This is a genomic window from Bradyrhizobium cosmicum (assembly GCF_007290395.2).
Classification (GTDB): Bacteria; Pseudomonadota; Alphaproteobacteria; order Rhizobiales; family Xanthobacteraceae; genus Bradyrhizobium; species Bradyrhizobium cosmicum.
Genome location: NZ_CP041656.2, coordinates 7,098,431 through 7,121,670 on the forward strand (window position 1 = coordinate 7,098,431; position 23,240 = coordinate 7,121,670).

The window sequence follows — 23,240 nt, forward strand, 5'->3', positions numbered from 1 at the left end:
ATTTGGCCGTTGACGAAGCTAACAACGGCTTGAACGGCAACGCAACCCCGGCATTTCCACGGCAGGTGTGCTACGCAGCATTTCCGTTAATTCCGTCCGGCGCCATTGATCGTGCTGATTATCCGAAATCTCTCGAAGACCTTCTCCGCGGCCGGCGAACCGGTCCATGTGCTGCGCGGGGTCGATCTCGACCTCAGGGCGGGCGAACGCGTCGCGCTGACAGGTGAATCCGGCAGCGGCAAGAGCACACTGCTGCACCTGATCGCCGGGCTGGACGCCGCCGATGGCGGCACGATCCGGCTGGAGGACATCGAGGTCACCGAGCTTTCCGATGCAGGACGCGCGGTGTTGCGGCGCGACCGGATCGGCCTGGTTTTTCAGCAGTTCAATCTCATCCCCAGCCTGTCGGTCGCGGACAATCTCGCCTTTCAGGCGCGGATCGCCGGCCGGCATGATGCGGCCTGGTCCAGCGAGTTGACCGAGCGGCTCGGGCTGGAAAATCTGCTCAAGCGTTATCCAGAGCAATTATCAGGCGGCCAGCAGCAACGGGTCGCGATCGGCCGGGCGCTGGCGATAAAGCCTTCACTGCTGCTGGCGGACGAGCCGACCGGCAATCTCGACGAGGACACCGCCGAGGACGTGCTGGCGCTGACGCGCGACCTCGTCGCGCGCACCGGCTGCGGCTTCCTGATGGTGACGCACAGCCTGCATCTGGCCGGCACGCTCGATCGCCATCTCACCCTGCATGCGGGACGGATCGCATGAGGCGCGCGCTGTGGGTGCTCGCGGTGCTTCTGAGCCATTGGCGGCGGCACAAGATGCAGTTCGCGACACTCCTGATCGGGCTGATCGCGGCGACCGCATTGTGGAGCGGCGTGCAGGCGATCAACCAGCAGGCCCGCAACGCCTATGACCGTGCCGCCGCAACCTTCGGCGGGGTGCGCACGGCGATGCTGGTCGCGCCTGACGCGGCGACCTTTCCTCAGGACCTTTTCGTCAAGCTCCGCCGCGCGGGCTGGCCGGTCTCGCCGGTGCTGGAGGGACGCGTCCAGGTCAACGGCCGCTCGGTGCGGTTGCTCGGCATCGAGCCGGTGACGCTGCCGGCCGATGTCGGCAATGCGCCGCGCCTCGGCGCCTCGGATTTGAGCAGCTTCGTCGCCCCGCCTGGCCAGACGCTGGTGGCAAAGGAAACGCTGAGCGATCTACAGGCGCAGGAAGGCGCGGCGCTGCCGATCAGCAACGGCGCAAAGCTGCCGCCGCTGCGCGTGCTGCCGCAACTGGTGCCCGACGTGCTCGTGGTCGACATCGGCGTGGCGCAGCTTCTGCTGAACAAGCCGGACCAGCTGTCGCGGCTGCTGATCGGCAAGCCGAAGGGTAAGCCCGCGCCGCTGCAAAGCGTCGTCGGCGACGCGTTGCAGCGGGTCGAACCGAATGCAGAGACGGAGCTGGAGCGGCTCACCGACAGCTTTCACCTGAACCTCACCGCCTTCGGCCTGCTGTCGTTCTTCGTCGGACTGTTCATCGTCAACTCAGCCGTCGGCCTTGCGTTCGAGCAGCGGCTGCCGATGCTGCGCACGTTGCGGGCCTGCGGCGCCTCGGCGCGACTGGTCAATACGGTGCTCGTGGTCGAGCTGGTCGCGCTGGCGCTGATTGCCGGGCTGATCGGGCTGGTCTGCGGCTATTTCATCGCCGCGGCGCTGCTGCCGGATGTGGCGGCATCGCTGCGCGGGCTCTATGGCGCGCAAATCCCGGGGCAACTCACGCTGCAGCCCGAATGGTGGTTTGCCGGCATCGGCATCAGCGTCGCCGGTGCGATCGTCGCGGCAGCGACCAGCCTGATCAAGGCGATCAGGATGCCGGTGCTGGCGACCGCGCAGCCCTACGCCTGGCAGCAGCGGCAGCGCCGCTGGCTGATCCTGCAGAGCCTTGCGGCCTGCGCGGTGTTCGCGGTCGCGCTGCTGCTGCTTCACTACGGGCAATCGCTGATCGCAGGCTTCGGCGTGCTGGCGGCGCTGATGCTCGGCGCGGCGCTGATCCTGCCGGCCTTCCTCGAGATCATCCTGCTCGCCGGCCAGCGCACCGCCCGCGGGCCGCTTTCGTTGTGGTTCTGGGCGGACAGCCGTCAACAGCTCTCGGGATTGTCGCTTGCGCTGATGGCGCTGCTGCTCGCACTCGCCGTCAATGTCGGAGTGTCCACCATGGTGGAAACCTTCAGCCGCACGTTTGTCGGCTGGCTGAACGGACGGCTTGCGGCCGACGTCTACATCAGCGCCTCCGACAACGCGCAAGGCACGGCAATCCGGAACTGGCTGAGGCAGCGCAGCGAGGTTCAGGCGATCCTGTCGGGCGGGCGCGCCGAGACGCAGGTTCAGGGCCAGCCGGTCGAGCTGCTCGGCCTGCCCGACCACGCGCTCTATCGCGAACGCTGGCCGCTGCTGGAGACGGCGCCGCGCGCCTGGACGCAGCTCGTGCCCGGCAATGCCGCCTTCATCAGCGAACAACTGAGCCGGCGGCTGAACGTGCGCGTCGGCGATGTCATCGACGTGCCGACGCCCGGCGGGAGCTGGGAGCTCGACATCGCCGGCATCTATGCCGATTACGGCAACCCCAAGGGGCAGCTGACGGTGAACGTCGCGGCGCTGATCCGGCATTTCCCGCAGACGCCGCAGACGCGGATTGGGCTGATCGTCGCGCGCGACAATATCCCGGGCCTGATCGCGGCGATGCAGAAACAATTCGGGCTCGACGATCGCAGCGTCGTAGACCAGGCGACGGTGAAGGCGGAATCGATCCGGATCTTCAACCGCACCTTTGCGGTGACATCCGCGCTGAACGCGTTCACGCTCGGCGTCGCCGGCATTGCACTCCTGACCAGCCTGCTGACGCTGGCGAATTCGCGGCTGCCGCAGCTCGCGCCGCTGTGGGCGATCGGCATCACCCGGCCGCGCCTTGCCGCGATCGAGCTGACCAAGACGCTGTCGGTCGCGCTGTTTACCTCGCTGCTGGCCGTGCCGCTCGGGCTGTTGGTGGCGTGGTGCCTGATCGCGATCGTCAACGTGAAGGCGTTCGGCTGGCGGTTGCCGTTCCATGTATTCCCGCTGCAGCTGGTCGAGCTGGTCGCTGTTGCACTGTTCGCATCGCTGATTGCCGCACTGCTGCCGATGATCCGGCTGGCGCGGATGCAGCCGGCGAGCCTCGTCAAGGTGTTTGCCAATGAGCGCTGACGGGATTTCGCGGCGCGCCTTCGCCGCCGGCATCGCCGCGCTTGCCCTCGCGCGCCGCGCAAGTGCACAAGGCTATGCCGGGCTCGGCGAGAGCGCCGATGGCTTTGCGAAGGTGACGCCGGGAAGGACTTTTACCTTCCCCGCCGATCACAGCCCGCATCCGGACTTTCGCATCGAATGGTGGTATCTGACGGCGAACCTGGTCGACAGCAGCGGCGCGGCGTGCGGCCTGCAATGGACGCTGTTCCGCCAGGCGGCGCAGCCGGGGCCGCAAGGCGAAGGCTGGGCCAATCAGCAGATCTGGATGGCGCATGCCGCGGTGACGCGCGCGAATACCCACCGCTTCAACGAAGCCTTTTCGCGCGGCGGGGTCGGGCAGGCCGGCGTCACGGCAAAGCCGTTCGCAGCGTGGATCGACGATTGGGAGATGAAGGGTCTCGGGCGCGCCGACGATCGCACCCTGTCGCCACTCACACTTAAAGCCGCCGGCACCGACTTCAGCTACGCGCTCACGCTGGAGGCCGATCGTCCGGTCGTCTCGCAGGGCGACCACGGCTACAGCCGCAAGTCCGAGCGCGGGCAAGCCTCCTACTATTACAGCCAGCCGTTCTACCGCGCGCGTGGCACGCTCGCCATCGATGACAAATCCGTCGACGTGTCAGGCCAAGCCTGGATGGATCGCGAATGGAGCAGCCAGCCGCTCGACGCCGACCAGACCGGCTGGGACTGGCTGTCGCTGCACCTGTCATCCGGCGACAAGCTGATGCTGTACCGGCTGCGCCAGAAAGACGGCAAGGATTATCCGTTCGGCAACTGGATCAGCGCGTCGGGCAACACGCAGATGATTGCCGGCGGCGATATCCAGATGACGCCGAAGGCGACCGTGGACGTCGCGGGACGCAAGCTGCCGGTGGAATGGCAAATCGCGATTCCCTCGCGCGCCTTCTCGATTTCCTGCAAGCCGCTCAACCCAAGAGCCTGGATGGGGACCGGCTTCTCCTATTGGGAGGGGCCGATCAGCTTCGCCGGCACGCATGACGGCGTTGGCTATCTCGAGCTAACCGGCTATTGAGGCGCAACTCGTTTGAAGGGATTAGCAATGTATCATCTCACCGCTCTCGTCACGCTGCTGGCGATTGCATTTTATCTCTTCGTCTGCATCAACGTCTCGCGCGTGCGGGAAAAGACCGGCGTCAAGGTCCCCGCGACGTCGGGCCATCCCGATTTCGAGCGCGCCTTCCGCATTCAAATGAACACGCTGGAATGGATGCCGGTTTTTCTTCCGGCGCTCTGGCTGTTCGCGATCTATATCGGCGACGCCGTTGCGGCCGGGATCGGCGCGGTCTGGATCATCGGCCGCATCGTCTATTTCATCGGTTATTCGAAGGCGGCAGCCAAGCGCGGCCCCGGCTTCGCGATCCAGGGAATCGCCGCCCTTGCGCTGTGGGCGGGAGCGCTGGGCGCGGTGCTGCTGCGGATGGTGTGAGGGTCGATACGCCTCGACACACGAAGCCGTGTCCCGGGCGCGGTGCAGCGTGTCACGCTGCGCCGCTGAACCGGGACCCAGCAGTCTGCACGCTATGCAGAGAGTTGGGCCCCGGCTCTGCATCGCACCGCTGCGCGCTGCGATGCGTCCGGGGCACGAGAGAGCCCTACTTCGTCAACGGGCAGCCGCTTTCCTTGGCGGTGAAGAAGGCCTTGTCGCCGGGGACCACCGCGAGCTGCTTGTAATAGTCCCAGGGCTTCTTCGACTCCGACGGCTTCTTGACTTCGAACAGATACATGTCGTGGACCATGCGACCGTTCTCGAGCACCTTGCCTCCTTGCGCGAAATCGTCGTCGACCGGCAGCTCCTTCAGCTTCTTGGCGACCGCATCGGGATCCTTGGTGCCGGCAGCCTTGACCGCCTTGAGATAGCTCAGCGTCGCCGAGTAGGTGCCGGCCTGGATCATGTTCGGCATCCGCCCGGTGCGCTTGAGGAAGCGTTCGCCGAGATTGCGGGTGCGGTCGTTGACGTCCCAGTAATAGCCTTCGGTCAGCACGAGGCCCTGCGCGGCCTGCAAGCCGAGGCCGTTCACCTCGGCGAGCGTCATCAGGAGCCCCGCGAGCTTCTGGCCGCCGGCGACGATGCCGAACTCCGAGGCCTGCTTGATCGAGTTGGTGGTGTCGAGGCCGGCATTGGCGAGACCCACGATCTTCGCCTTGGAGCTCTGCGCCTGCAGCAGGAAGGAGGAGAAGTCCGAGGAGTTGAGCGGAACGCGCACCGAACCGACCACCTTGCCGCCATTGGCGGTGACGATCTCGCTGGTGTCCTTCTCCAGCGCGTAGCCGAAGGCATAGTCGGCCGTGAGGAAGAACCAGGTATCGCCGCCGGCCTTGGTCAGCGCACCGCCGGTGCCGACACCGAGCGCGCGGGTGTCATAGGCCCAGTGGAAGCCGTAGGGCTGGCAGGCATCGCCGGTGAGGCGCGAGGTCGCGGCGCCGACGACGATGTCGATCTTCTTTTTCTCCTTCGAGAGTTCGTGGATCGCGAGCGCAACCGAGGAGGTCGTCAGCTCCGTGATCATGTCGACGTTCTCGACGTCGTACCAACGCCGCGCAATGGAGGTCGCAAGATCAGGCTTGTTCTGGTGGTCGGCCGTGACCAGCTCGACCTTCTGGCCCAACACCTCGCCGCCGAAATCCTCGATCGCCATCTTGGCGGCTTCCACCGACCATTTGCCGCCGTAATCGGCATAGACGCCGGACTGGTCGTTGAGGATGCCGATCTTGACGCCTTGCGCGGTGGCCGGCGCCGTCAGCATCAGGGCCGAAATTGCGACAGCGGCCAAAAGGGCTGATTTCATGTGTGTTAGCTCCCAGCAGTTTTCTGTTTTGAAATCGCGCAGATAGTAGTGAAGAACCCCGGCGCTGCCCATCCATTTCATGTTGATCGTTAGTATGGGCGTGGGCCACAGAGATGGTGTCGTCCCGGACGAGCGAAGCGAAGATCCGGGAACCATAACCACAGGGAGAGGTGTGGCGAAGACTTGGAGTTGCCAGCCTCGCGCCAAACTTCTCCCTGTGATTATGGATCCCCGCTTTCGCGGGGATGACACCGGACATGTTGGGAAGCAGAGGTCGGCTCCTACGACAATGTATCAGCCCACTGCCTTCGGCTTCCCCTCGTTCCGCCCCTCCGCCAGGTTCCGCACCACGACATAGAAGATCGGCGTGAACAGAAGCCCGAACAGGGTGACGCCGATCATGCCGAAGAACACGGCGACGCCGACGGCTTGACGCATCTCCGAACCGGAACCAGACGAAATCACCAGCGGCAAGACGCCGAGGATGAAGGCGAACGACGTCATCAGGATCGGGCGCAGACGCAGGCGGCAAGCGTCGATCACGGCCTCCAGCCGGGGCTTGCCTTCATTCTCGATGTCGCGCGCGAACTCGACGATCAGGATCGCGTTCTTCGCCGCAAGCCCCACCAGAACGACGAATCCGATCTGGGTGAGGATGTTGACGTCCTGCCCCATGATGCGCACGCCGATGGTGGCGGCCAGCAGGCACATCGGCACGATCAGGATCACCGCGAACGGCAGCGTCCAGCTGCCATATTGCGCGGCGAGCACAAGATAGACGAACAGCACGCAGATCGGGAACACGTAGAGGCCGGCATTGCCGCCGGTGATCTGCTGGTAGGACAGGTCGGTCCATTCAAAGGTGAAGCCGCTCGGCAGGGTGTCGTCCGCGAGCTTCTTGATGGCATCGAGCGCGGTGGTCGAGCTGACGCCCGGCGCCGGCTCCCCCTGCAGTTCTGAGGCCGCATAGAGATTGTAGCGCGCAACGCGATCCGGCCCCGAGACGTCCTTGAACTCGACCACGCTGCCGAGCATCACCATGTCGCCGGAGGCGTTGCGCGTCCGCAGCCGTGCGAGGTCGCTTGGCTCCTTTCGGAACGGGAAGTCCGCCTGCGCCGTGACGTGATAGGTGCGGCCGAACAGGTTGAAGTCGTTGACATAGGTCGATCCGAAATAGGTTTGGATCGTGTCGTTGATGTTGGCGATCGGCACGCCGAGCTTCTGCGCCTTGGTGCGGTCGATGTCGACGAAGAGCTGCGGCGTGTTGGCCGAGAACGGCGAGAACACCGTCGGAGCGAGCAGCGAGGGCGATTTGCGCGCCGCGGCGACGAGTTCGTCGGTGGCTGCGGCGAGCAGCTCGGGCCCGCGCCCCTGGCGGTCCTGGATGCGGATGGTGAAGCCGCCGCCGGTGCCGATGCCGGGCACGGCGGGCGGCGGAATCACGATGATGAAGGCGCCCTGGATCGCGGCCAGCCGCTTGCGCAGCTCGACCGTGATGGCGTTCGCAGACAATCCCTTCTTCATCCGCGCCTCGGGCTCGTCGAACACCGGAAACAGCGCCGCTGCGTTGCCGGCCTGCGTGCGCGTGGCGCCCGAGAAGCCTGCGAAGGCGGCAACGCGGATGATGCCCGGCGTATCCAGCGATATTCGCTCGATCTCGCGTACGACCTCGGTGGTGCGTGCGAGCGAGGCTGCGCCCGGCAATTGCACCGATATGATGACGTAGCCGCGATCCTGCGCCGGGATGAAGCCCTGCGGCGTGGTCGCGATCAGCCAGCCGGCACTGCCGATCAGCACGACGTAGGCCAGGATCATCACCACCGAATGCCGGATCACGAAATTGGCGACGCCGGCATAGCCATGCGCGAGCCGGTCGAACACACGGTTGAAGGCGCCGGTAAAGCCGTTCCAGCCGCGTGCGGCGAGATTCCAGGCGGCCGGCGGCTTCTTCTCCTCATGCGGGACGAGAATCAGCGAGGCCAGCGCCGGCGACAGCGTCAGGGAGCAGAAGCAGGAGATCGCGGTCGCCACCGCAATCGTGACGGCGAATTGCTGGAAGAACTGACCAGAAATGCCCCCTATGAATGCAGTGGGCACGAACACCGCACACAGTACCAACGCGATCGAGACCAGCGCGCCGCCGACCTCCTCCATGGTCTTGAGCGCGGCATCACGCCGGCTCAGGCCGTGTTCGAGATGCCGTTCGACATTCTCGACCACCACGATGGCGTCGTCGACCACGATGCCGACGGCGAGAACGAGGCCGAACAGAGTGAGATTGTTGATGGAGAAGCCGAGCGCCGCCATCACGGCAAACGTGCCGACCAGCGAGACGGGTATCGCGATGATCGGGATAATCGCGGGCCGCCATCCCTGCAGGAACACCAGCACCACGATGACCACGAGCAGCATGGCCTCGTAGATGGTCTTGATCAGTTCGTGGACCGACTGAGCGATGAACTCGGTCGGGTTGTAGCCAATATTGTAGTCGAGCCCTTTGGGAAAGCTCTCCTTCAGCTTCGCCATGGTGTCGGAGATGCTCTTCGCGGTCGCGAGCGCATTCGAGCCCGGCCGCTGCGTCACCAGCATGGCGACCGCCGATTTGCGCAGCAGGAAGCTGTTGGTCGAGTATGCGAGCGCACCGAGCTCGATGCGGGCGACGTCGCGCAGGCGCACGGTGCGCCCGTCGGAGCCGGCCTTGATCAGGATGTCCTCGAACTGCTTCTGGTCCTTCAGGCGCCCCGTGAATGTGAGGTTCGGCTGGAAGGCGCGATCCGCAATCGGCGGCTCTGCAATCTGGCCGCCGGCGATCTGCACGTTCTGGGCACGGATCGCGGCCAGCACTTCGGTCGAGGTCAGGCCGAGATTGGCGATGCGGTCAGGGTCGAGCCAGAGCCGCATCGAATAATCGCGCGCGCCGAAGATCTGGATGTCGCCGACACCGTCGATGCGCAGCAGCTGGTCGCGGACCTGGAGCAGCGCGTAATTGGAGATGTAGAGCTGGTCGAAGGTGTCGTCGGGCGACAGCATGAACGCGACCATCAGGATGTCGGGCGAGTTCTTGCGGGTGACGACGCCGTTGCGCTGCACCTCGTCGGGCAGTTGCGGCTGCGCGATCGCGACGCGGTTCTGCACCAGCACCTGCGCCTTGTCGAGGTCGGTGCCGAGCTTGAAGGTGACGGTGATGGTGAGCTGGCCGTTCGAGGTCGCCTGGCTGTAGAGATACAGCATGTCCTCGACGCCGTTGATCTGCTGCTCGATGGGAGCTGCGACTGTGTCGGACACCGTTTGCGCTGAAGCGCCGGGATATTGCGTGGTGACCACGACGGTCGGCGGCACCACCTGGGGATATTCGGAGACCGGCAGCGTGGTGTAGGCGAGCGCGCCGACGATCAGCAGCACGATCGACAGCACCATCGCAAGGATGGGCTGATTGATGGAGAGACGGCCCAGATTCATGACTTGTCACCAGGCTTGCCACCGGCCGGCGCTGTCTGCGGAGCAACCTTGGCGCCGACACGGGCGCGCTGGATGCCGTTGACGATGACGCGGTCGTCCGGCTTCAGCCCTTCGCGGATCACGCGCAGGCCCTCGTCGAGCGGACCAAGCGTCACGGGGCGCGCTTCCACGGTGTCGTCAGGCTTGACCACGAACACGATCTTGCGGGACTGGTCGGTCGCAACGGCGACGTCGGGGATCAGCAGCGCCTCATAGGGTGCGCTGCCGATCAGACGCACACGGCCGAACTGGCCGGGCAGGATCGACATATCCGTGTTCTTGACCACGGCGCGGCTGCGCAGCGTGCCGGTGGAGACATCGAGGCGGTTGTCGAGGAAGTTGATGGTGCCCTCATGCGACGGCTTGGTTTCGCCGGCGAGCGTGATCTGCACAGGGTTCGCCGTATCGCGCGAGCTCGGTCGCTTCCCTTCGAACCACAGCTTGCTGTATTTGATGAACGTCGTCTCATCCATGTCGAAATAGACGTAGATCGGGTCGAGCGCGACGATCGACGTCAGCAGCGTCGAGGTGCCGGTGTCGCTGCCCTGCACGAGATTGCCGGGGCTGACGAGATGGCGACTGACCCGGCCGGTGAGCGGTGCGGTCACATGTGTGAATTCGATGTTGAGCCTGGCGGCCTTCAGCACGCCCTCGGCCTGGGTCTCCGCAGCATGCGCGGCCTGCAAGGCCTGGCGGCGCTGATCGACGACCTGCTCGGAGACCGCACTGGTCTGGACCAGGTTGAGGCCGCGATCGAGCTCGCGCTTGGCAAGCTCCACCTTGGCGCGCGCGTCGGAGAGCTGCCCCTCCGCCTGCTCCGCCACCGCCTCGAACGGACGCGGATCGATGACGTAGAGCAGATCGCCCTGATGCACGATCGCGCCGTCCTGGAATTCGACGGAGTTGACGAAGCCGCCGACGCGGGGGCGCACCTGCACTTCCTCAACCGCTTCGAAGCGGCCGGTGAACTCATCCCAATCCGTGACCGTGCGCTTGACCGGCTGGGCCACCGTCACCGGTGCGGGCGCCGGCGCGCTCGCCTGCGAGGCCGGCTGCCCGCATCCGGTGAGTGCGAACGCCACGGCGAGAAAGCCAGCGATTGCGTAAGGCCGGGACTCAACGAAATCGTGCGTTTTGACAAATGGCTCGCTTCCGTCCGGTCCAGTCATCCCAGGTCCTCGCATAAAAGCCGCAGAAATTGCAGGGTACGCGCGTACCCGCGGGCGCCACAACATGGGTGGAGACGATGAACTCTTCAAGACCAGTGCCAGCACAATGCCACCCTCCCCAGGAGGGGGCCGGGACGAGCGTAGCTCGCCCGAGGGTCAGCTCACATTGAGCGCAGCGAAATGTGAGACGGGGTGGGGCGACGGTCTCTCCACGTCCAACAGTACCCGTATGGAGAGATCACCCCACCCCGCTCGCGCTTCGCGCGATCGACCCTCCCCCTCCAGGGGAGGGTAGAAAGCACAGCGTCTTCGCACATGACGGGCGCGGCAGCCTCGGCTAGACTTGCCCGAACAAAGCAAAGACGAATTGTCCGGGGAGGACGGGCGTGCACCAGGGACGTGTCGTTTACGGCGCGATCGAGGAGGTTGTGTTCGGCCATCCGGCGGCCGAAGCCATCGTCGCACAGATGGACCGACTGGGGACACGCCGCGCCTTCCTGATGGTCTCCGGCACGCTGAACCGGCAGACCAACGAAATCGAGAAAATCAAACAGGCGCTTGGCGCGCGCTGCGCCGGGCTGTTCGACGCCATGCCGGCGCATACGCCGCGCGAGGCCGTGATCGCGGCCACCAATGCGGCCCGCGAGGCAGGCGCCGATCTGATCGTCACTGTCGGCGGTGGCTCGATCACCGACGGCGCCAAGGCGGTGCAGCTTTGTCTTGCCAACGGCGTCGACGATGTCGACGGCATCGATCGCATCCGCGTGCACAAGGGCGTCGCACCCGAGATGATCGCGCCGACGGTGCGCCAGATCAGCGTGCCGACCACGATCGCCGGCGGCGAGTTCAGCTCCATCGCAGGCGTGACCGACCGCGCCACGCACGTCAAGCAGATGCTGCGGCACCCACTCGCGGTGCCGCGCGCGACCATCCTCGATCCCGCCGTCACCGTGCACACGCCGGAATGGCTGTTCCTGTCCACCGGCATCCGCGCCGTCGATCACTGCGTCGAGGCGATATGCTCGCGCGAGACGCACCCTTATGCCGACGCGCAATCGGTGAAGGGTCTCGCCATGCTCGCCGACGCGCTGCCGCGGGTGAAGGCCAACCCTGCCGATCTCGACGCGCGGATGGACGCGCAGATCGGCACCTGGCTGTCGATGGGCGCGCTCGCCGCCGGCGTGCCGATGGGCGCGAGCCATGGCATCGGCTACGTGCTGGGGGCGGCCTTCGACGTGCCGCACGGCTATACCTCCTGCATCATGCTGCCGGCGGTGATGCGCTGGAATGCGCGCGACAATGCCGAGCGCCAGATGATCGTCGCGGCCGCGATGGGCTTTCCCGGCCACAATGCCGCCGACGTGCTCGACGCCTTCATCCGCTCGCTCGGCATGCCGCGCAGCCTCGCGGACGTGCGCGTCTCGCCGGAGCATTTCGACGCCATCGCGGAAGCAGCGATGCGCACGAACTGGATCCCGCGCAACCCGCGCAAGATCGGCGGCCCGGACGAATTGCGCGAAATCCTGCTTCTGGCCGCATAAGCCTAACGACGGAGGACTGATGTACACAGGCACGCATGCCCGCTTACGCCCGCTGCAGCCCGCCTTCATCATGGCGGCGACCGGCGAGGCCGTCACCTATCGCGAGCTGGAAGCGCGCAGCAACAAGCTGGCGCATCTGTTCCGCAAGCACGGATTGAGGCGGCTCGACCACTACTCGATCTTCATGGAGAACAATTCGCGCTATCTCGAAGCCTGCGGCGCGGGCGAGCGGTCCGGGCTGTACTATACCTGCATCAATTCGTTCCTCACTGCTGGGGAACTGGCCTATCTCCTGGCCAACAGCCAGTCCAGGATCCTGATCACGTCGGTGGCGAAGCTCGACATCGCGCGCGAGGCGATCGAGGCCTGCCCCGACGTCAAGCTCTGCATCGTCGCCGACGGCCCCGGCGAGAGCGACCGCATCGTCGGTCTTGCGGACGTCACCGCCGACCTGCCGAAGACGCCGATTGCGGACGAATGGCTCGGCACTGCCATGCTGTATTCGTCGGGCACGACAGGACGGCCGAAAGGCATCCTGCGGCCGCTGCCGGAGGAGCCGCCGAAGCACAATCTGCCGCTGTTCGATTTCCTGACCAAGCTTTGGCACTACCGCGAGGGCATGATCTACCTGTCGCCGGCGCCGCTCTATCACTCGGCGCCGCAGGCCGCGGTGAATCTCACGATCCGCATGGGCGGCACCGTGATCATCATGGAGACTTTCGATCCCGAACGCTATCTCCAACTCGTCCAGCAATGGGGCATCACCCATACCCAGCTGGTGCCGACGATGTTCTCGCGCATGCTGAAGCTGCCGGAGGACGTGCGCAGGCGCTACGACCTCTCATCTCTGGAGATCGCGATCCATGCCGCGGCGCCCTGCCCGGCGCTGGTCAAGGACGACATCATCAAATGGTGGGGCCCGATCATCCACGAATATTACGGCGCCACCGAAGGCCTCGGCTTCACCGCCTGCAACAGCGAGGAATGGCTGAGCCATCGCGGCACCGTCGGCAAGGTGCTGCTGGGCGACCTGCACATTCTCGACGAAGACATGAAGCCGTGCCCGACCGGCACGCCCGGCCAGGTGTGGTTCAAGACGGGATCGCCGTTCGAATATTTCAACGATCCGGAGAAAACGAAGGAAGCGCGCTCGGTCGATGGCAGCATGAGCACGGTCGGCGACGTCGGCTATGTCGACGAGGATCGCTTCCTCTACCTCACCGACCGCGCGACGTTCATGATCATCTCGGGCGGCGTGAACATCTATCCGCAGGAATGCGAGAATTTGCTGATCACCCATCCGAAGGTCGCGGATGCCGCGGTGTTCGGCGTGCCCAATCCCGATCTCGGCGAAGAGGTGAAGGCGGTGGTGCAGCCGATGCCCGGCGTGGTGCCGGGGCCGACGCTCGCCGAAGAGCTGATCGCCTTCTGCGGCGCATCGCTGTCGCGACAGAAGGTGCCGCGCTCGGTCGATTTCGAGAAGGAGCTGCCAAGGCTGCCGACGGGGAAGCTGTACAAGCGACTGCTGCGCGACCGCTATTGGGGGAACAAGACGTCGCGGATCGTGTGAAGGTATCTTCTGCTGCGCGCTACATCTGCACCGGAATCACTCCTTCGCACCCGCACTCTCACATTGCGAGGGAAACGCTCTGCGGCCTTCCGTCATCCGAATTGTCGAGGCCACCGCTGGCCTTGCCGGTTGCTTCGCTGCGCGCGCGTCGCTATCGTCTGACAAACAGGTCGCAAAGGCCGTTGTCCAGGGAGGATGAGAATGCGGAGCGTGTGGGCGCTCGCCGCAATAGCGGCGCTATCTGTGCTGACGGCCTCGACCACCACGCTCGCCGGCGAGCCCAAACAGGGCGGAATCCTGCGGATGTATCACCGCGACAGCCCCGGCAACGCCTCGATCCACGAAGGCGCGACCTACTCGCTCAATGTTCCCTTCATGCCCGTGTTCAACAACCTTGTCATCTACAAGCAGGACGAGGCGCAGAACAGGATGGACAACATCATTCCGGAGCTCGCGGAGAGCTGGGCCTGGGTCAACGACAACAAGACGCTGGCCTTCAAGCTGCGCCAGGGCGTGAAATGGCACGACGGCAAGCCGTTCACCGCGGCGGACGTCAAATGCACCTTCGACATGCTGATGGGCAAGGCGCCGCAGAAGTTCCGGCAGAACCCGCGCAAGTCCTGGTACGAACAGGTCAATGACATCTCGACCAACGGCGATCTCGAGGTTTCCTTCAATCTGAAGCGGCCGCAGCCGTCGCTCCTGGCGCTGCTCGCGTCGGGCTATACGCCGGTCTATCCCTGCCACGTCTCGCCCGGCGACATGCGCACGCATCCGATCGGCACGGGCCCATTCAAGTTCGTCGAGTTCAAGGCCAACGAATCGATCAAGCTGACCCGCAATCCCGACTACTGGCGCAAGGGCAGACCCTATCTCGACGGCATCGAGTTCACCATTATTCCGAACCGCTCGACCGCGATCCTGGCCTTCGTCGCCGGCAAGTTCGACATGGCGTTCCCGACCGAAGTGAGCATTCCGCTGCTGAAGGACGTCAAGTCTCAGGCGCCGAACGCGGTCTGCGTGGTCGAGCCGAATAACGTCGCGACCAACATCATCGTCAATTCGTCGGCGCCGCCGTTCGACAATATCGACATCCGACGCGCCATGGCGCTATCGCTCGACCGCAAGGCGTTCATCTCGATCATGTTCGAGGGCCAGGGCGATGTCGGTGGCACCATGCTGCCGCCGCCGAACGGGCTGTGGGGCATGCCGAAGGAGATGCTCGAGACCATTCCGGGCTATGGCCCCGACATCAATGCCAATCGCGACGAGGCCAGGAAGCTGATGCAGAAGGCCGGCTACGGGCCGGACAAGCATCTGGCCGTCAAGGTCTCGACCCGCAACATCCCAGTCTATCGCGACCCCGCGGTAATCCTGATCGACCAGCTCAAGAGCATCTATATCGACGGCGAGCTCGACGTGGTCGAGACCGCGAATTGGTTCCCAAAGATCGCGCGCAAGGACTACATGCTGGGGCTCAATCTGACCGGCAACGCCGTCGACGATCCCGACCAGTCCTTCTACGAGAACTACTCCTGCGGCTCCGAGCGCAACTACACCAATTACTGCAACAAGGAGATCGAAAAGCTCTTCGACGTGCAGTCGCAGGAGACCGATGTCGCCAAGCGCAGGAAAATGGTGTGGGACATCGACAAGAAGCTGCAGGAGGACGTCGCGCGTCCCATCATCTTCCACGCACGCACCGGCAGCTGCTGGCAGCCCTATGTCAAGGGCGTGACGGTCATGTCGAACAGCTCCTACAATGGCTACCGGTACGAAGACGTCTGGATGGACAAGTAGCGCGCCGACGTCCGGGCGGGAGGGCGCGGAATGTTTGCCTATCTGGTGCGGCGCTTGTTCCTGATGCTCGTGACCCTGTTCGGGATCTCGGTCGTCATCTTCTTCCTGTTGCGCATCGTGCCCGGCAACATCGTCGATATCCTGTTCGCCGCGGCCGGCTATGTCGATCCCGCTGACAAGGCCAATCTTGAGAAGGAGCTCGGCATCGACCGGCCGCTTGTCGTGCAATATTGGCACTGGATTAGCGGTTTTCTGCGCGGCGACTTTGGCTACTCCTATGTCTCGGAGAAGCCGGCGCTTCAGGAGATCCTGCCGCGGATTCCGATCACGGCCCGGCTCGCCGGCCTCGCACTGCTGTTCTCGGCCTCGATCGGCATTCCGCTCGGCGTCATCAGCGCGGTCAAGCAGGGCACGCGGCTTGATTACGCGCTGCGCGTGGTCAGCCTCAGCGGATTGTCCCTGCCCTCGTTCTGGCTCGGCCTGCTGATCCTCACCGCGTCAGTCGCGATGTTCAACCAGATGCCGATCTTCAATCCCAATCCCGCGACATGGCTCGAGGCGTTCGCGACCTACGCCGTGCCGGCCGCCGCCGTCGGCTTCCGCAGCGCCGCGCTGACGATGCGCATCACCCGCTCGTCCATGCTGGAGGTGCTGCGGCAGGACTATATCCGCACCGCGCGCGCCAAAGGCGCCTCCGACGCCGCGGTCAACTACAAGCATGCGCTGAAGAACGCGATCCTGCCCGTCATCACCGTGATCGGCATCGAGGCGGCGTTCCTGATCGGCGGTCTCATCGTGACGGAAACCGTGTTCAACATCCCCGGCGTCGCGCGCTTTCTGGTCGAGGCGATCCGCTGGCGCGATTATCCGATCGTACAGAACCTCGTGATGCTGATCGCGGTGGTGGTGGTGAGCGCAAATTTCATCGTCGACATGCTGTACGCGGTGTTCGATCCGCGCATCCGGTACACGGATTAGGAGAGGCGCTTGGCCGCGATCGACTATGACATTGAACTGAGACGCGCCGGCGCGTATGCGACCGGCGGTTGGCGGCGCGTGCTGTTTCTGGCGCAACGGCATGTGCTGGGCGCAGCCGGCCTCTTCATTATGACGCTGTTCGTGCTCACGGCGATCTTCGCGGACTTCATCGCGCGCTACGATCCGCTGACGATCGATTCGACCCGCGCGCTGATGCGCCCGAGCCTCGCACACTGGATGGGCACGGATTCGTTCGGCCGCGACGTCTTCAGCCGCATCATCCACGGTGCGCGCATCTCGCTCGCGGTCGGCATCGGCTCGACCGCGCTTGGCGGCTCGATCGGCGTCATCGTCGGGCTGACATCCGGCTATCTCTCGGGCTGGGTCGACCTCGTGTTCCAGCGCGTCTCCGACGTCCTCCAGGCACTACCGCTGCTGGTGCTGGCCCTGATCATGACGGCGGCCCTCGGCCCGTCGCTGCCGAACGTCATCATCGCCATCGCCATTCCGTTGATCCCGACCGTGTCGCGCGTCGTCCGCGCCAACACGCTGGCGCTGCGCGAACTGCCCTTTGTCGAAGCCGCCAAGTCGATCGGCATGAGCGAGGTGCGGATCGCGCTGCGCCATGTGCTGCCGAACACGCTGGCGCCGCTGATCGTGCTCGCCACCGCGCAGCTCGGCTCCACGATTCTCACCGAAGCCTCGTTGTCCTTTCTCGGCCTCGGCATTCCCGAGCCTTATCCATCCTGGGGCCGCATGCTGTCGGAATCCGCCGCCGAATATGTCCGCACCGCACCGTGGCTGGTGATCTTCCCGGGCATCGCCATCAGCCTCGCCGTGTTCGGCGCCAACCTGTTCGGCGACGCCCTGCGCGACATCCTCGATCCCCGGCAGCGCGGCTGATGGCGAACGAGTCCGATCTCGTGCTCGAGGTGAAGAACCTGAAGACGGTGTTCTTCACCAATTCGGGGCTGTTCAAGGCCGTTGACGACCTCTCCTTCACCGTTAGGCGAGGCGAGACGCTGGCGATCGTCGGAGAGTCCGGCTGCGGAAAGAGCGTCACCGCGCTGTCGCTGATGCGGCTGGTGCCCGATCCGCCCGGCCGCATCGTCGGCGGCTCCATCACGCTTGAAGGCACCGATCTGCTGGCGCTCGATGACGCGCAAATGCGCGCTGTCAGGGGCAACCGCATCTCAATGATCTTCCAGGAGCCGATGACCTCGCTCAATCCGGTGATGCGGATCGGCGACCAGATCGCCGAGGCGGTACGGCTGCATCGCGCGATGCCGGCCAGAGAGGCTCGTGACATCGCAGTCGAGATGCTGCGGCTGGTGCGCATCCCCGAGCCGGCGCGGCGCGCGCGGGAATATCCGCATCAACTCTCCGGCGGCATGCGCCAGCGCGCGATGATCGCGATGGCATTGACGTGCCGGCCCGCGCTGCTGATCGCGGACGAGCCGACCACCGCGCTGGACGTCACCATCCAGGCGCAGATCCTGGCGCTGATCCTCGATCTTCAGAAGGAGCTCGGCACCGGGCTCGTGCTGATCACGCATGATCTCGGCGTTGTCGCGCAGACCGCACAGCGCGTCATCGTGATGTATGCGGGCCGAAAGGTGGAGGAAGCCAGCGTCGAGGCACTGTTCGCCGCGCCAAAGCATCCCTACACGCGCGGGCTGATGGCCTCGATCCCGGCGGTGCCCGCCTCCGGCGTTCCCGCGCAGGCGCGGCTGAACGAGATTCCCGGCACCGTGCCGTCGCTGGCGCGACTGCCGCCGGGCTGCGCCTTCGCGCCGCGCTGCAAGCTCGCGATCAAGCGCTGCGAGGTCGAATATCCGCCGCTCGCAGATTGGGGCGGCGGCCATCTTGCCGCCTGCTGGCGCGCGGCTGACGTGGCGGAGGTGGCATGACCGAGACCCTGCTCGAAGTCACCGACCTGACCAAGCACTATCCGGTGCGTGCCGGCGTCTTGCGCCGGCAAGTCGGCACCGTGCACGCGGTCGACGGCGTCTCTTTCTCGGTTGGCGTTGGCGAAACGTTGGGGCTGGTTGGCGAATCCGGCTGCGGCAAATCGACGGTGGCGCGCAGCGTGCTGCGACTGGTCGAGCCGACTTCGGGCCAGATTCGCCTCGACGGCGAGGACATCACGCATCTGTCCAAGACCGCGCTGCGGCCGCATCGCCGTTCGATGCAGATCGTGTTCCAGGACCCGTTCGCCTCGCTCGATCCGCGCATGACCGCGGGCGACATCGTCGGCGAGCCGCTGGCCGTGCACGGGCTCGCAAGCGGCAAGGCGCTGGAAGCGCGTACCGCAGAACTGTTCGAGCAGGTCGGCTTGCGGCCCGACCAGATGCGCAACTTCCCGCATCAATTCTCGGGCGGCCAGCGCCAGCGCATCTGCATCGCACGGGCGCTCGCGCTCGGGCCGCGCCTGATCGTCTGCGACGAGCCGGTGTCAGCGCTCGACGTCTCGATCCAGGCGCAGGTGATCAATCTGCTGATCGACCTGCAACGGCAGCACGGCTTCTCCTACCTCTTCATCGCGCACGACCTCGCCGTGGTCGCCCATATCAGCCACCGCGTGGCCGTGATGTATCTCGGCCGCATCGTCGAGATATCAGACAAGGACGAGCTGTTCCGCAACCCTCGCCATCCCTACACGCAGGCCCTGCTCGCCTCGGTGCCGATCGCCAACCCGCTGGCGAAGAAGCTCGCGCCACTGGTCGACGGCGACGTGCCGAGCCCGGTCAATCCGCCGCCGGGTTGCGCGTTTCACACCCGCTGCCGGTTTGCGATGGAGCGGTGCAAGACCGAGCGTCCGGCGCTGGTGGACGCTGGCGCCGGACATCAGGTGGCGTGTCTGTTGAATGAGGGGACGGGTCGGGGAGCGTAACTCTCGTGTTCCCGCAAAAGCGGGACCCAGAAGCATCCACTCATTCGGAAGCCACGGCCCCGGCTCGCTTCGCGCGTCCGGGACACAAAGACTATGCCCCGATCTCCGCCACGATCCGCCCCGTCGTCACCTGCTCGCCCTCGGCGACGTCGATCGCGGCGATGACGCCCTCGATGCCGGCCTTATGGACATGTTCCATCTTCATCGCCTCCAGCGTCAGTACCGGCTGACCCGCGGTGACGCGGTCACCCGGCTTGACCAGAACAGCGACGACGCGGCCGTTCATGGCGGCGCGGACTTTTCCGTCGCCACCGTTGCTGGCGGCGGCCTTTGGCGCGGCGAGGGTGAGATCGGTGACCGCGAGCGGGACGCCGCGGTGCTGGAGATAGAGCCGGTCGCCGTCGCGCAGGAACCTTGCGCTGTCCATCACGCCGTCGTGGCGGAAGCGAATGGCGGCGGGATCGAGTTGGTCGATCTCGAATTTGTCCTGGCGTCCGTCTTTGGCGACGGCGTAGCTGCCGTCGCGCTCGCGCATGACCTCGAGCTCGTGCGTGTGGCCAGAGATCTCCACTTTCGCCGGCAACGGGAACGTTGCCGCAAGGCTCCGGCCGCTACGCCAAGGGGGAGCCTGCGGATTGGTCACGTACAGCAGAAGACCGGCGAGCGCTGCGCCGAATGCGCTGTTTGCCGGCGGCGCCAACAGCGCGTCGCGATGCGCGCCGATGAAGGCCGTAGTTGCCTCGCCCTTGGCGAAGCCGGGATGTCGCAGGCAGGACAGCAGGAACGCCTGATTGGTCGTCACGCCGAGAGCGACGAGTTGCTCCAGGCCGCCGATCAGTCGCCCCCGTGCCTCCTCACGGCTCGCGCCATGGCTGATCACCTTGGCGATCATGGAATCGTAGAACGGCGCGATCTCCGAACCCGATTGCAGCGCGTGCTCGACGCGGATGCTGTCCGGCACCTGCCAGTACGCCATCCGGCCGGACTGCGGCATGAAATCCTGCGCGGCATCCTCGGAGCAGAGCCGCACCTCGATGGCATGGCCGGAGAAGCGGATATCCTGCTGCTTCAGCGGCAGCGGCTCGCCGCGTGCGACGCGCAGCTGCAGCTCGACGAGATCGAGCCCGGTGATTGCCTCGGTGACGGGATGCTCGACCTGGAGACGCGTGTTCATCTCCATGAAGTAGAACTCGCCGCTCTCGTCGAGCAGAAACTCCAGCGTGCCGGCGCCTTCATAACGCAGTGCCTTCACGGCGGCGACGGCGACCTCGCCCATCTTCGCGCGCAGCTCCGGCGTGACCGCGGGCGATGGCGCCTCCTCGATCAGCTTCTGATGCCGCCGCTGCACCGAGCAATCTCGCTCACCGAGATGGATGGCGTTGCCGTGGCTGTCGCCGAACACCTGGATCTCGATGTGGCGAGGATTCTGGATGGCGCGTTCGAGGATGACGGTGGGATCGCCGAACGCCGCCTTCGCCTCCGACCGTGCGCTGCGCAGCGCATCCGGGAAGGAGGCCGCATCGGTGACGAGCCGCATGCCGCGACCACCGCCACCGGCGACCGCCTTGATCATGACGGGGAAGCCGATCTTTTTGGCCTCCGCGAGCATGACCTCGTCGCCCTGGTCAGCGCCTTGATAGCCGGGCACGCAGGGCACGCCGGCCTTCTTCATGATCTCCTTGGCGCCGGCCTTGTTGCCCATCGCCAAAATCGCCTGCGGCGACGGGCCGATGAAAACCAGCCCGGCATCCTTGCAGGCCTGCGCAAAATCCTCGTTTTCGGCAAGGAAGCCGTAGCCGGGATGCACGGCATCCGCACCACTGGCTTTTGCCGCAGCAATGATGGCGGGGATATTGAGATAGGATTGCGCGGGCAAGGCTTCGCCGATGCGCACGGCCTGGTCGGCCTGCTTGACGTGGAGCGCATCGCGATCGACGTCCGAATAGACCGCGACGACGCCGAGGCCGAGCCGCCGCGCACTGCGCATCACGCGCAATGCAATCTCGCCGCGATTGGCGATCAGGACCCTAGAGAACGGCCGGTGCTGCACTGATCCGTTCCTCATGGGCGGGCAACCGAGAACTGCATGCGCTGAGGCGTGCGTGCGTCGCCCTCGCGACAGATCGCAAGCACTTCGGACAGCACCGCGCGGGTGTCGCGCGGATCGATGACGCCGTCGTCGAGCACGCGCGCGCTGGTCGAGAACACGTCCATCTGGCCGTCGAACACGCCGATGATCTGCGCCTTCATGGTCTCCAACTTTTCCTTCTCGACCGGCTTGCCGCGGCGGGCTGCGGCGGCCTCGGTCACGATCGCCATGGTTTCGGCGGCCTGCTCGCCGCCCATCACCGCGGTCCTGGCGTTCGGCCAGGAGAAGCAGAAGCGCGGATGGAAGCCGCGGCCGCACATGCCGTAATTGCCGGCGCCGAACGAGGCGCCGCAATAGATCGTGATCTGCGGCACCGTCGCCGACGTCACCGCCTGGATCATCTTCGATCCGTGCTTGATCATGCCGGCTTCTTCATAGGCCTTGCCGACCATGTAGCCGGTGGTGTTGTTGAGATAGAGGATCGGCGTGCGGGTCTGGCAGCAGGCCTGAATGAAATGCGTCGCCTTGTTGGCGCCGGCGGGATCGAGCGGCCCGTTATTGGTGATGATGCCGATCGCTTTCCCCTCGATGCGGGCATGGCCGCAGACGGTGGCAGGACCGTAGTTCGGTGCCATCTCGGTGAAATCGGAATCGTCGACGATGCGCGCGATCACCTGCTTCATATCGACCGGCCGCTTATGGTCCATCGGCATGATGCCGAGCAATTCGTCCTGGTCGTAGCGCGGCGGCTTGAACTGCGGATCCGCCCTGCCCGGCCGCTCCCATTCCAGCGCCGCCATGATCTCGCGCGCGATGCGAAGCGCGTCCCGGTCGTCCTCGGCGAGGTAATCACCGAGGCCGGACACCTGCGTGTGCATCTCGGCACCACCGAGCTCTTCCTCGGTCGCGATTTCACCGGTCGCGGCCTTCAGCAGCGGGGGCCCGGCCAGAAAGGCGCGGGTGCGGCCGCGGACCATGACGATGTAGTCCGACAGGCCCGTCTGGTAGGCGCCGCCTGCGGTGGACGAACCGTGCGTAACGGTGACGACCGGAAGGCCCGCGGCGGAAAGGCGCGCAAGATTGCGAAAGATGTTGCCGCCGCGGACGAAATCCTCGACGCGGTAGCGCAACAGATTGGCACCGGCGCTTTCGACGAGCTGCACATAAGGCAGCCTGTTCTCCAGCGCGAGCTCCTGCACGCGGATCGTCTTGTCGAGGCCGTAAGGCTGCAGCGCGCCGGCGTCGATGCCGGCGTCGTTGGCGCTGACCATGCAGCGGATACCCGAGACGAAGCCGATGCCGGCGATGACGCCGCCACCGGGCACGCTCTTGTTCGCGTCCGGCACGTCGAACATGTAGCCGGCGAGCGTCGACAGCTCGATGAAGGGCGCGCCGGGATCGAGCACCAGCGCAACGCGCTCGCGCGGCAGCAATTGGCCGCGCTTGTGGAAGCGGTCCTTGGCCGCGGCGGATGCGGTACGCGTACGCTCTTCCAACGCGCGCATGCGATCGATCAGGCCGAGCATGCCGTCGCGGTTGGCATGGTAGGCGGCACTGCCGGGGGAAATGGTGTTCTCGAGAATGGACATGACCTGATCCTGCTCGTCATTGCGAGGAGCGAAGCGACGAAGC

Annotated in this window: 16 protein-coding genes; 11 read left to right on the forward strand and 5 right to left on the reverse strand. The window is 65.3% G+C overall.

Annotation, left to right across the window (positions count from 1 at the left end; genetic code table 11):
* Positions 1-111 precede the first annotated feature (111 nt).
* Genes FNV92_RS33845 through FNV92_RS33860 form a run of 4 tightly spaced genes read left to right on the forward strand, consistent with a single transcriptional unit; the run spans position 112 to position 4,710 of the window.
* Entirely contained in the window at positions 112-765 is a 654-nt protein-coding gene (locus FNV92_RS33845) for an ABC transporter ATP-binding protein (protein WP_143842825.1), read from the forward strand.
* Positions 762-3,224 carry an ABC transporter permease gene (locus tag FNV92_RS33850; protein WP_143842824.1) on the forward strand — a complete coding sequence of 821 codons (2,463 nt, stop codon included), beginning with the start codon at positions 762-764 and terminating at the stop codon, positions 3,222-3,224. Before FNV92_RS33845 ends, FNV92_RS33850 begins: the two co-directional genes overlap by 4 nt.
* A complete protein-coding gene (locus tag FNV92_RS33855; protein ID WP_143842823.1) occupies positions 3,214-4,296 on the forward strand; it encodes a lipocalin-like domain-containing protein in 1,083 nt (360 codons plus the stop codon). The genes FNV92_RS33850 and FNV92_RS33855 overlap by 11 nt, the downstream gene beginning before the upstream one ends.
* A 27-nt stretch (positions 4,297-4,323) precedes the next feature.
* Entirely contained in the window at positions 4,324-4,710 is a 387-nt protein-coding gene (locus tag FNV92_RS33860) for an MAPEG family protein (protein ID WP_143842822.1), read from the forward strand.
* A 166-nt stretch (positions 4,711-4,876) separates the two neighbouring features.
* On the opposite strand, the gene FNV92_RS33865 is transcribed toward FNV92_RS33860, so the two are convergent.
* From FNV92_RS33865 to FNV92_RS33875, 3 genes are all read right to left on the reverse strand, one after another.
* Positions 4,877-6,070: an ABC transporter substrate-binding protein gene (locus FNV92_RS33865; RefSeq protein ID WP_041748626.1), complete on the reverse strand. Its 1,194-nt coding sequence runs from the start codon at positions 6,068-6,070 to the stop codon at positions 4,877-4,879.
* A 294-nt stretch (positions 6,071-6,364) separates the two neighbouring features.
* Positions 6,365-9,529, reverse strand: coding sequence for an efflux RND transporter permease subunit (locus FNV92_RS33870; RefSeq protein WP_143842821.1), 3,165 nt, complete (start codon positions 9,527-9,529; stop codon positions 6,365-6,367).
* On the reverse strand, positions 9,526-10,737 hold the full coding sequence (locus FNV92_RS33875; RefSeq protein WP_168213424.1) for an efflux RND transporter periplasmic adaptor subunit: 1,212 nt from the start codon (positions 10,735-10,737) through the stop codon (positions 9,526-9,528). The genes FNV92_RS33870 and FNV92_RS33875 overlap by 4 nt, the downstream gene beginning before the upstream one ends.
* A gap of 386 nt (positions 10,738-11,123) precedes the next feature.
* Between FNV92_RS33875 and FNV92_RS33880 the strand changes: the two genes are divergently transcribed.
* From FNV92_RS33880 to FNV92_RS33910, 7 genes are all read left to right on the forward strand, one after another.
* A complete protein-coding gene (locus FNV92_RS33880; RefSeq protein ID WP_015689243.1) occupies positions 11,124-12,278 on the forward strand; it encodes an iron-containing alcohol dehydrogenase in 1,155 nt (384 codons plus the stop codon).
* Positions 12,279-12,297: 19 nt separating this feature from the next.
* Entirely contained in the window at positions 12,298-13,848 is a 1,551-nt protein-coding gene (locus FNV92_RS33885; RefSeq protein ID WP_143842819.1) for an AMP-binding protein, read from the forward strand.
* A gap of 201 nt (positions 13,849-14,049) precedes the next feature.
* The gene (locus tag FNV92_RS33890) at positions 14,050-15,648 is read left to right on the forward strand and encodes an ABC transporter substrate-binding protein (RefSeq protein ID WP_143842818.1); all 1,599 of its coding nucleotides are present in this window, start codon (positions 14,050-14,052) and stop codon (positions 15,646-15,648) included.
* A 30-nt stretch (positions 15,649-15,678) separates the two neighbouring features.
* Positions 15,679-16,626, forward strand: a complete 948-nt coding sequence (locus FNV92_RS33895) for an ABC transporter permease (RefSeq protein ID WP_015689246.1) — start codon at positions 15,679-15,681, stop codon at positions 16,624-16,626.
* A gap of 9 nt (positions 16,627-16,635) precedes the next feature.
* Positions 16,636-17,529: an ABC transporter permease gene (locus FNV92_RS33900; protein ID WP_015689247.1), complete on the forward strand. Its 894-nt coding sequence runs from the start codon at positions 16,636-16,638 to the stop codon at positions 17,527-17,529.
* Positions 17,529-18,536, forward strand: a complete 1,008-nt coding sequence (locus FNV92_RS33905) for an ABC transporter ATP-binding protein (RefSeq protein ID WP_143842817.1) — start codon at positions 17,529-17,531, stop codon at positions 18,534-18,536. Before FNV92_RS33900 ends, FNV92_RS33905 begins: the two co-directional genes overlap by 1 nt.
* Positions 18,533-19,519: an ABC transporter ATP-binding protein gene (locus FNV92_RS33910; RefSeq protein ID WP_143842816.1), complete on the forward strand. Its 987-nt coding sequence runs from the start codon at positions 18,533-18,535 to the stop codon at positions 19,517-19,519. Before FNV92_RS33905 ends, FNV92_RS33910 begins: the two co-directional genes overlap by 4 nt.
* A gap of 91 nt (positions 19,520-19,610) precedes the next feature.
* Here the strand turns inward: FNV92_RS33910 and FNV92_RS33915 are convergent, their stop codons facing one another.
* Both FNV92_RS33915 and FNV92_RS33920 read right to left on the reverse strand, forming a co-directional pair.
* Positions 19,611-21,584, reverse strand: coding sequence for an acetyl/propionyl/methylcrotonyl-CoA carboxylase subunit alpha (locus FNV92_RS33915; protein WP_143842815.1), 1,974 nt, complete (start codon positions 21,582-21,584; stop codon positions 19,611-19,613).
* Complete coding sequence (locus tag FNV92_RS33920) at positions 21,581-23,197, reverse strand: acyl-CoA carboxylase subunit beta (RefSeq protein ID WP_143842814.1); 1,617 nt, start codon at positions 23,195-23,197, stop codon at positions 21,581-21,583. Before FNV92_RS33920 ends, FNV92_RS33915 begins: the two co-directional genes overlap by 4 nt.
* Positions 23,198-23,240: the final 43 nt, after the last annotated feature.

Excerpts from the sequence above, each read along its gene's own strand:
- FNV92_RS33890 (WP_143842818.1), top strand. The coding sequence starts at position 14,050 with ATGCGGAGCGTGTGGGCGCTCGCCGCAATAGCGGCGCTATCTGTGCTG.
- FNV92_RS33905 (WP_143842817.1), top strand. The coding sequence starts at position 17,529 with ATGGCGAACGAGTCCGATCTCGTGCTCGAGGTGAAGAACCTGAAGACG.
- FNV92_RS33915 (WP_143842815.1), bottom strand. The coding sequence starts at position 21,584 with ATGAGGAACGGATCAGTGCAGCACCGGCCGTTCTCTAGGGTCCTGATC.
- FNV92_RS33875 (WP_168213424.1), bottom strand. The coding sequence starts at position 10,737 with ATGACTGGACCGGACGGAAGCGAGCCATTTGTCAAAACGCACGATTTC.
- FNV92_RS33855 (WP_143842823.1), top strand. The coding sequence starts at position 3,214 with ATGAGCGCTGACGGGATTTCGCGGCGCGCCTTCGCCGCCGGCATCGCC.
- FNV92_RS33895 (WP_015689246.1), top strand. The coding sequence starts at position 15,679 with ATGTTTGCCTATCTGGTGCGGCGCTTGTTCCTGATGCTCGTGACCCTG.
- FNV92_RS33860 (WP_143842822.1), top strand. The coding sequence starts at position 4,324 with ATGTATCATCTCACCGCTCTCGTCACGCTGCTGGCGATTGCATTTTAT.
- FNV92_RS33865 (WP_041748626.1), bottom strand. The coding sequence starts at position 6,070 with ATGAAATCAGCCCTTTTGGCCGCTGTCGCAATTTCGGCCCTGATGCTG.
- FNV92_RS33885 (WP_143842819.1), top strand. The coding sequence starts at position 12,298 with ATGTACACAGGCACGCATGCCCGCTTACGCCCGCTGCAGCCCGCCTTC.
- FNV92_RS33910 (WP_143842816.1), top strand. The coding sequence starts at position 18,533 with ATGACCGAGACCCTGCTCGAAGTCACCGACCTGACCAAGCACTATCCG.
- FNV92_RS33870 (WP_143842821.1), bottom strand. The coding sequence starts at position 9,529 with ATGAATCTGGGCCGTCTCTCCATCAATCAGCCCATCCTTGCGATGGTG.
- FNV92_RS33850 (WP_143842824.1), top strand. The coding sequence starts at position 762 with ATGAGGCGCGCGCTGTGGGTGCTCGCGGTGCTTCTGAGCCATTGGCGG.
- FNV92_RS33920 (WP_143842814.1), bottom strand. The coding sequence starts at position 23,197 with ATGTCCATTCTCGAGAACACCATTTCCCCCGGCAGTGCCGCCTACCAT.